At 33.9% G+C, this 330-nt stretch carries 2 protein-coding genes; both read left to right on the top strand.

What is annotated here, in order from left to right:
* Positions 1-40 precede the first annotated feature (40 nt).
* The gene (locus H593_RS20595) at positions 41-241 is read left to right on the top strand and encodes an endonuclease domain-containing protein (protein ID WP_245585066.1); all 201 of its coding nucleotides are present in this window, start codon (positions 41-43) and stop codon (positions 239-241) included.
* A 31-nt stretch (positions 242-272) separates the two neighbouring features.
* Positions 273-330 (top strand): hypothetical protein (locus tag H593_RS21345; protein ID WP_425414365.1); only part of this gene is annotated, 58 nt, incomplete at its 3' end.

The following is a 330-nucleotide window of genomic DNA, read 5'->3' as shown; positions in this document are numbered from 1 at the left end:
AAAATAATAGATTTTTAACCAGATCTTCAACCCGCATAAAATGGCCAAACAAAACGACAAACGTCATACTCTCAAACACCTCAAAGTATTCAGAAGTGAGCTAAGAAATAACCTAACTCCTGCCGAAGCATTTCTCTGGAGCCATCTTAAAGCTCGACAATTTGAAAATCGCAGATTCAATAGACAGCATAGTATTTCTAATTTTATTGTAGATTTTTATTGTAGATTTTTATTGTGCTAAGGAAAAATTAATTATTGAATTGGATGGCGAGGTGCATTATAATGCAGACGCACAAGACTATGATCATCAGCGAACAGAATATCTTGAAA

The sequence above is a fragment of the Psychroserpens burtonensis DSM 12212 genome (assembly GCF_000425305.1).
GTDB classification, from domain to species: domain Bacteria; phylum Bacteroidota; class Bacteroidia; order Flavobacteriales; family Flavobacteriaceae; genus Psychroserpens; species Psychroserpens burtonensis.
Note: the sequence above shows the minus strand (reverse complement) of the source record. Positions and strands in the feature narration are given on the sequence as shown.